The sequence below is a fragment of the Variovorax sp. P1_H2 genome, from assembly GCF_056405295.1.
In genome coordinates this window covers 1-7,773 of record NZ_JBFUCJ010000187.1, presented here as the reverse complement: position 1 = coordinate 7,773, position 7,773 = coordinate 1, and the positions used below count along the sequence as shown (strand labels likewise).

Here is a 7,773-nt window from a genome sequence, read left to right as displayed (position 1 = left end):
GTTCGGATCATGGGTCCGGACCGCCCGGGCATCGCCGCGGAGTTGACGCAAAAGCTTGCTGCCGGGGAAATCAATCTTCGCGGCTTCTCGGCGTCCGTGATCGGCACACAGTTCGTAGCCTACATCGCGGTCGACTCGCAGGGCGACGCCAACAAGGCGATGGAAATCCTGTCGAAAGTCTGAGATCGGGACGGCGGAGTTCGACGCCCGAAATGCTGTGGCGCGTACGGCTAGCCGTTGGCTTGACGGACGCAGGCTCTCTCTGGCAGCTCTGGACGAGCGTCGGCTGAGGCAGTTCCAGGCCAGCCGTCGCCGGCGAGGCAAGCAACGTCGCGGCGACCCAGCCACAGCCCTGCAGCTTTTGCAGTATCTGCGCGAGCATGGCCACACCGCGCCGGCCGCGCAGGCCATCGATGTGCATCCCGCGGCGTTGGTCGTGCGTGACTTCGAGTCGTTTCTCCGTTCCGAGCGCGGACTGTCAACGGCAACGGTGGTCTCCTACCTGCTGGTCGTGCGCCGCTTTCTCCATGAGCGGTTCGGACGCAGGGCGCTGCGCCTGGAGCTGCTGCGAGCGCCGGACCTACACCGCCTCGTTGTCGGCGAGATCCAACGTGTCAGTGGCACGCATGGCAAGATCATCGTCACGGCGCTGAGGTCGTTCATGCGCTTCTCGCTGCTGCGTGGCGCCGTTCAGACGGACCTCGCCCGCACGCTACCCGGCGTGGGGAGACTGTCGCATCTGCCGCGGTCGCTGCTTCCCGAACAAGTGGAGCGACTGCTAGCGTGCTGCGACCGCGTTAGGCCCTAAATTTGATGGAATTCCGGCCTAACTTTGAACGAACTCGCAAAAATGAGTTCCTCCAAGGTTGTCTCACCTGGTTACCCAAGGAAATCAACAGCTTGCGAGCGMCGTTTTCAAAGTTGCACCACCCGCTTTTTCAAAGTTGTTGSCAGGTGGGATCTGACATCCAACGACCGCTTCCGGGCAGTTTCGACGTCCGCKGTAGACCCGCAATGGTCCCGGAGCAGACGTACGCCGACCTTAGTTCGACTCCGCAAAGCGGACGCAGGCCAACGAAGCATTCAAAGTTGCGCCGGCGCAGTTGCAGCGAGCACCCGAGGCCCGCTTCTGGGCTCCATTGCCGTCCGCTGTAGGCCCGGTTTGGGCCCGTTGCGGTCCTACAGGAAACAGAATTCCCCGCCCCAAAGCTGACCTCCGATCCGCCTCAGTGATGGGCGCTCGAAATAGTGGGACTTGTTTGCGACAGACTTCGCGATCGCTTCTTGATCCGGCTCTCTGATGGCGCAGTCCCCCCCGTCGCGACCGGCTATGTCATTGAAGCGGTATCTCCAACTGTGTGCGCGCTCAGACCCGGATGGCGGCTACCTCTTGCGCCTTGTGAGTGGCGTAGCGCTGCCACAGCAGCAATGTCATGCCGATGCAGGTGAGTGCGGCACAGCCCAGGGCGAGGTGCCACAAGGAATCCCATAGCAAAGGTGCGAGCAGACCGGCCGTCACCGCCATCATGCTGTATTGCAGGAACATCTGGCAGGAAGCGGCCAGCCCGGCATTGTCGGGAAAGGGATGCAGCGCGTGGCCCACGAGCAGTGGCATGGACACGGCTGTCACAAAGGCGCAGGCCGCAACCGGCAGCAGATGGATCAGCCCGGACGGCACCGTCGCGGCCAACGTGATGTTGAGTGCGTTGACGACGACGAAACCCGCATAGGCAAGGTACAGGGTGCGTTGCGTGCCCCAGCGTTGCACCAGCCGCGGCAGGCACAAAAAGCCAGCCATCAGCCCAACCATCATGGGTGTGAAGACCAGGTAGACATCGGTCGGGGACCGCCCCAGCAACTTCGTCAAGAGCTGCGGGGCCGCCGCCACATAGAGAAACATGGCCGCCCAGTTGCAGGAGTGAGCCACGGTCAGGCGCATGAACCAGGGTGAACCCAGCACGAAGCGGTAGTTGCGCCACAGCTTGTCAAGCCGTATGGCTTGGCGTCGTGCCGGGGGCAGGGTTTCAGGCAGCTTGCGCGCATAGACCAGCAGCATGACGACGCCCGCCGCGCTGAGGAACGCAAACAGCGCACGCCAGCCCCACATCCAGGTCAGCCAGCCCCCGAGCATCGGCAGGATGATGGTGCCGGCCGATTGCACCAGGGTGGTATGGGCAATCATCTTTTGTGCGACCTCGCCGCTGTGCAGGTCGCGTATGACGGCGCGGCACAAGATGTGGCCCAGGCCTACGACCAGACCTTGCACGGCGCGAAGAATCCACAGGTGCTCGATGCGGGTGGCCAGCAGGCTCAGCAGCGAGGTCAGCACCAGCACGGCCAGCCCGATGAACAGTGGCTTGCGCCGTCCCCAGGCGTCCGAGAGCACGCCATGCCACAGGCACATGAAGGCACTGGCCACAAGGTACAGCGCGACGGTTTGCTGTACGGCGGCGGCCGAAGTGTCCAGGTCCTCCTGCATGGACTTGAGCCCGGGAAACAGCATGTCCGACCACAGGGTATTCAGCGTCCCCAAGCTGGCCAGCAGCAGCATGATCGGAAAGTAGGAGCGGCGCGCCAACGGGCTTGCGCTGCCAAGGGTGGATGGAGGGGGCATCGGTGGCTCTGGGTGAACGGTCAAGTCACGCATTGGGGTCGAGCATGACCATGCCATCCGTGACGCACAGCCCGTGAGTGCGCACTTGGAGCTTTGCCGGGTCGCGCGGACACCCGTGCATCATGTCGAACTTCAGGCCGTGCGCGCGGCAGGCGACAGTCCTGCCCTGCACGCTGCCGCCGCTCAACGAGGCGCCGGCATGCGGACAACTGTCGTCGATGGCGTAGACGGCAGCGCCGACCTTGAACACGGCCAGGTCGTAGCCCGCCGTGCAGACCCGGCGGCCGCGGCCTTCCGGCAGCGCGTCCAGTGCGATCAGCGGGATCGGGGCGGCGGCAAGCATGTCGGTCATTCGGGTGCTCGGGTGTTGTCGGATGAGATGAATTGTTCGGCATGGCGCTGGATCCGGCTTGATGAATCGGGACATCGGTTTGCCATTTCGTGCCACGGGATCGTCTTCAAACTGCAAGTTGCGCGTCTGGCAGGCTTGGCTCGTCGACCAGCGGGCTTGCGGCCCGCCCGGCATCGCGCTCGTAGGTGCGAGAGCCGATCACCAGCAGCCAGGCGGCGGCGATCCCGAACAGCGGTGTCACCGCCAGTGCCGTCTGCAGCCCGAAGGCGTCGGACAGTACGCCCCCAATGAGCGGTCCCATCGCCATGCCGAACAGGTTCTGGAGCAAGCCGAGGATCGAGGCGCCCGTGGCGCGGAAGCCGGGGTGAACGACGTTCATGACAATGGCAGCCGAAGGGCCGGCGGTGCAGGTCGCAAAGAAGCCGCCGAGGGCAAACATCGCGAACTGCGCCTGGTTGGAGAGCGGCACGCCCAGCAACGGCAGCGCGAACGCGGCGCCAAGGATGGCTGACGAGATCAGGCACAGCACGCCCATCGAAAGCACCCGGGCGCGCGGGTTCCGCCTTCCGGCCATGTCGCACACGACGCCCCAGACCACGCTGCCCAGCGCGCCGCACAGCACGACCAGCGCGGCGTGCACGCCTGCCTGTGCAGGCGCGACCCCATGCACACGATTCAGGAAACTCGGCAGCCAGGCCCACATCGCCGACAGCACGATGAGTTGCACTGCGCTCCCGATGCCCACCCACAGCAGCGTCGGCGACCGCTTCAGTGCCCCGAAGGCGGCACGGAAGACGCCGCCAGCCGAGCGCGAGGCGCCCTGTGCATGCGTGCCGACGTCGACCGTCTGGTAGTCGCGCACCTTGATGTAGGCCAGGCTCAGCACGAGGCCGGGAATGCCGACCACGCCGAAGGCCGCCTGCCAGCCCCAGCGCGCCGCGATGACGCCACCGAGCGCGACGCCCAGCACGGAGCCCACGGAGGCGGCCGCCATGAAGCTACCCATCAGCGCGCTGCGCATCCGGTCGGGGAAGTGGGTCGCGATCAGTGCGGCGCCCACCGCACCGTAGCCGGCCTCTCCGACGCCGACCAAGGCGCGGGCCGCCAGCAGCGCGCCGTAGTTGCGCGTGAACATGCACGAGATCGAGGCGATGCTCCACACCGTGGCCATCGTCACGATGCTCTTGACGCGGCTCACGCGGTCGGCCACTAGTGACACCGGCAGCGCGCAGGCGGCGAGGACGATCGAGAGGGCCGAAACCAGCGCGCCGAGCTGCTTGTCCGAGAGGCCCCAATCCGCCTTCATGTACGGGAACAGCGAGACGATGACCTGGCGATCGATGTAGTCGAAGAGCATCAGGCCGATGGTCATCGCAAAGGCGAACCACGCCTGGCGCGGCCCGAACAGATAGCCGTCGTGCGGCCGCGGGTTGGAAGTCTGGATATTCACGTCTTGTCTCCTGTTTAGAAATTTCTCTTTGCCTCGGCCTATGCGCCCCAGCGCACCATGGCAAGCACGAGGGCCGCGAGGAAAATGGTTTCGCCGACCATCAGCACGACGGGTTTGAAACCCACCTTGACGATTTCGCGCCACTGCGTTTTCATGCCGCTCGCGGCAATCGCCGCCACCAGGCAGGCGCGGGAAAAATCGCCTCCGAACTCGGCCAGCGCATGCGGCAGCAAGCCGCTACTGTTGATAGCGACCAGCGCCACGAAGGCGATGATGAAACCCGGCAGCAGCGGCGGGCGCTTTTCTTGAGTCGCTGCGCCACGCGGACGGGTCAGCAGCACGGTGAGCAGGATGACCGGCATCAGCATCGCGACGCGCGCCAGCTTGACGAGGGTGGCGACGTCGCCGGTTTCCTTTGACATGCCATAGCCGGCGCCAACCACCTGCGCAACGTCGTGGATCGACGCGCCGAGAAAGGTGCCGGCCAGTCGAGCGTCCAGCCCGACGGCCGTCGCGAGCATCGGATAGACCACCATAGCGAGCGCCGAGAGCACGGATATGCCCACTATGGTGAACATCAGCGCGCGCTCTTTCTGCGGGTGCGGGGGCAAGGCCGCTGCCAGCGCCAACGCTGCCGAGCCTCCGCAGATCGCCGTCGCGCCGCCGCTCAACAGCCCGAACAGATGCGTGAAGCCCAACGCCCGCGCGGCGAGGATCGATACCGAGATCGTGACAAGGATGGCTACCAGCGCGAGCAATACCGGAGGCCAGCCGAGTCCCATGATCTGACCGAATGTGATCTGCAGTCCCAAAAGCGCGATACCGATACGCGACAGCTTTCGCGCCGTGAACTCGATGCCCGGCGCGCAGGGTCCCTCGGTGGCCAGGAAGTTCATCGCCATCCCGAGCAGGAGCGCCAGCAGCATCGCGGATGCCCCGTAGTGCTGCGACAGGAAGGTGGCCGCGGCTGCGACGACGCCGCAGGCGAGCAGGCCGGGAAACAGCGCACGGCCGCGCTCCGACCAGAAGGCCGAGGAAGTCATGGTGGGCATGGCTCTGTCCAGACTCAGGCTGTGGGCAGCCGGTAATCCCGGAACGTCTCGCGCAGCCGGTTCTTCAGCATCTTTCCCGTGGCGCCCAGCGGAATGCTGTCGACGAATGCCACGTCGTCCGGCGTCCACCACTTGGCGATCCGGCCGTCGAAGAAGGCGAGAAGTTCGTCGCGCGTCACCTCGGCGCCTGGCTTCCTTGCCACCACCAGCAGCGGGCGCTCGTCCCACTTCGGGTGCTTGACGCCGATGCACGCGGCCATTGCCACTGCCGGGTGGGCCATCGCAATGTTTTCGAGATCGATCGATCCGATCCACTCGCCGCCGGACTTGATGACGTCCTTGCTGCGGTCGGTGATCTGCATGAACCCGTCGGCATCGATCGTCGCGACGTCGCCCGTCGGGAACCAGCCCTCGACCAGGGGATCACCGCCCTCGCCCTTGAAGTAGGCGGCAATGACCCAGGGACCGCGCACCATGAGCTCGCCCGAAGTCTGGCCATCGCGCGGGAGTTCGCCGCCGTGCTCATCGACAATCTTCATATCGATGCCGTACAGAGAGCGCCCCTGCTTCGCCTGCAGCGCCCGGCGCTGCGCCGCGTCAAGGCCCGCATGCTTGCCCTTGAGTTTTCCCAGCGCACCCATCGGGCTCAGCTCGGTCATGCCCCAGGCATGGATCACCTGGACGCCGTACTTGTCCTCGAAGGCATCCATCATGGCCGGCGGACAGGTCGAGCCGCCGATCACGGTGCGCTTCATGGTGCTGAACTTCAGGTTGTTGGCTTCGACATGCGTCAGCAAGCCCTGCCACACGGTCGGCACGCCTGCCGACATGGTCACGCCTTCGGTCTCGAACAGCTCGTGCAGCGACTTGCCATCCATCCATGGGCCGGGGAACACGAGCTTGGCGCCGACCATGCACGCCACATAGGGCAGGCCCCAGGCGTTGACGTGAAACATCGGCACGACCGGCAGGATCGTGTCGCGCGAAGAGCAGTCGAGCGAATCCGGCAATGCACTGGCGTAGGTGTGCAACACCGTGGATCGGTGGCTGTACAGCGCGCCTTTGGGGTTGCCGGTGGTGCCCGACGTGTAGCACAGCGACGAGGCCGTGTTTTCGTCGAACACCGGCCACTTGAATTCCGGGGAATGCGCGTCGATCAGGTCCTCATAGCACAACAGGTTCGGGATCATCGACGCCACCGGCATGAAGTCCCGGCTGGTCATGGCAACGAATGTCTTGATGGTTTTGACGCGCGAGGCGATCGCCTCGACCAGCGGCAGGAAGGTCAGATCGAAGAACAGAACCTGGTCTTCGGCATGGTCGGCGATCCACACGACCTGGTCCGGATGCAACCGAGGATTGAGCGTGTGCAGCACGGCGCCGGAACCCGACACCGCGTAGTACAGCTCCATGTGGCGGTAGCCGTTCCATGCGAGCGTTGCGACGCGATCGCCGAAGCGGATGCCGTTCGCGGCCAGCGCGTTGGCCATGCGGCGTGCTCGCTGGGCGAGGTCGCCGTAGGTCTGGCGATGCAGGTCGCCTTCGACGCGGCGCGAGACGATTTCCTGTTCGCCGTGGTGACGCTCCGCATGATTGAGGAGCGTCGAGATCAGCAGCGGCTGCTGCATCATGTTTGCGTTCATGGTGGCTCCTCTTACCAGCGGGTGGACACGAACCGGCCGGTCACGGCCGCGTCGATGAGATCGGGAACCGCACCAAAGTGCCAGCCCTGTCCGAAGCCGCCGCCGAGCTTGACGTACTTGAAGCTGTTCGTCGCGATGTTGAGGTCGTGACTCCAGGTGCGCACCGGGTTCATGCCCATGCACGTGGAGTGATAGATCTTTCCGCCGGCGTCCTCGATGATCTTGGCCTCGCCGTTGTCTCTGGCCATGTGGTAGGACGGCGTGTCGGTCTGCACCCACATGTGCACGTTCGGGCTCACCTTGCGGTCCTTGATCAGGCCGGCGATCTGGCGAATCTCGTGGTACGTCAGGTGCGGGCAGCCGAAGACGACGATGTCCACCTTGTCGGTCTTGGCCGAGTCGAGCTTGCGGTAGTACTCCCGCACGTCGTCCAGCGTCACGATGTGCTTCTCGACGTTCGCCGGGACCTTGCCGCCGAACGCTGCTTCCAGCGTGCGCGACTCGGGCAGGGCCGAGCCGATGATGTGCAGCATCGGGTCGTTCATTCCCGCGGAGACGCAACCCGACAGGCACTTGCCGGCGGTCGGACTCAGCAACGGCGGCATGTTGACGACGGCCGGGATGCGGTTGCCACCCTTTTCGGCAATGACGGCGCCCAGGGC

Annotated in this window: 8 protein-coding genes; 2 read left to right on the top strand and 6 right to left on the bottom strand. The window is 65.0% G+C overall.

The window, feature by feature from the left end:
• A partial coding sequence (locus tag AC1D2E_RS33745) for an ACT domain-containing protein (protein ID WP_478201446.1) occupies positions 1 to 183 on the top strand: 183 nt, incomplete at its 5' end.
• Between the two features lie 178 nt (positions 184 to 361).
• Entirely contained in the window at positions 362 to 808 is a 447-nt protein-coding gene (locus AC1D2E_RS33740; protein ID WP_478201445.1) for a hypothetical protein, read from the top strand.
• A 558-nt stretch (positions 809 to 1,366) separates the two neighbouring features.
• Here the strand turns inward: AC1D2E_RS33740 and AC1D2E_RS33735 are convergent.
• From AC1D2E_RS33735 to AC1D2E_RS33710, 6 genes are all read right to left on the bottom strand, one after another.
• Positions 1,367 to 2,551 (bottom strand): multidrug effflux MFS transporter, encoded by a 1,185-nt coding sequence (locus tag AC1D2E_RS33735; RefSeq protein ID WP_478201444.1) that lies wholly within the window; start codon positions 2,549 to 2,551, stop codon positions 1,367 to 1,369.
• 88 nt (positions 2,552 to 2,639) lie between these two features.
• Positions 2,640 to 2,966 carry a Rieske (2Fe-2S) protein gene (locus AC1D2E_RS33730; protein ID WP_478201443.1) on the bottom strand — a complete coding sequence of 109 codons (327 nt, stop codon included), beginning with the start codon at positions 2,964 to 2,966 and terminating at the stop codon, positions 2,640 to 2,642.
• Positions 2,967 to 3,072: 106 nt separating this feature from the next.
• The gene (locus tag AC1D2E_RS33725; RefSeq protein WP_478201442.1) at positions 3,073 to 4,416 is read right to left on the bottom strand and encodes an MFS transporter; all 1,344 of its coding nucleotides are present in this window, start codon (positions 4,414 to 4,416) and stop codon (positions 3,073 to 3,075) included.
• Positions 4,417 to 4,454: 38 nt separating this feature from the next.
• Positions 4,455 to 5,468, bottom strand: a complete 1,014-nt coding sequence (locus AC1D2E_RS33720) for a YeiH family protein (RefSeq protein ID WP_478201441.1) — start codon at positions 5,466 to 5,468, stop codon at positions 4,455 to 4,457.
• A gap of 14 nt (positions 5,469 to 5,482) precedes the next feature.
• The gene (locus AC1D2E_RS33715) at positions 5,483 to 7,111 is read right to left on the bottom strand and encodes a 3-(methylthio)propionyl-CoA ligase (RefSeq protein ID WP_478201440.1); all 1,629 of its coding nucleotides are present in this window, start codon (positions 7,109 to 7,111) and stop codon (positions 5,483 to 5,485) included.
• Between the two features lie 11 nt (positions 7,112 to 7,122).
• A partial coding sequence (locus tag AC1D2E_RS33710; protein WP_478201439.1) for an aconitase X occupies positions 7,123 to 7,773 on the bottom strand: 651 nt, incomplete at its 5' end.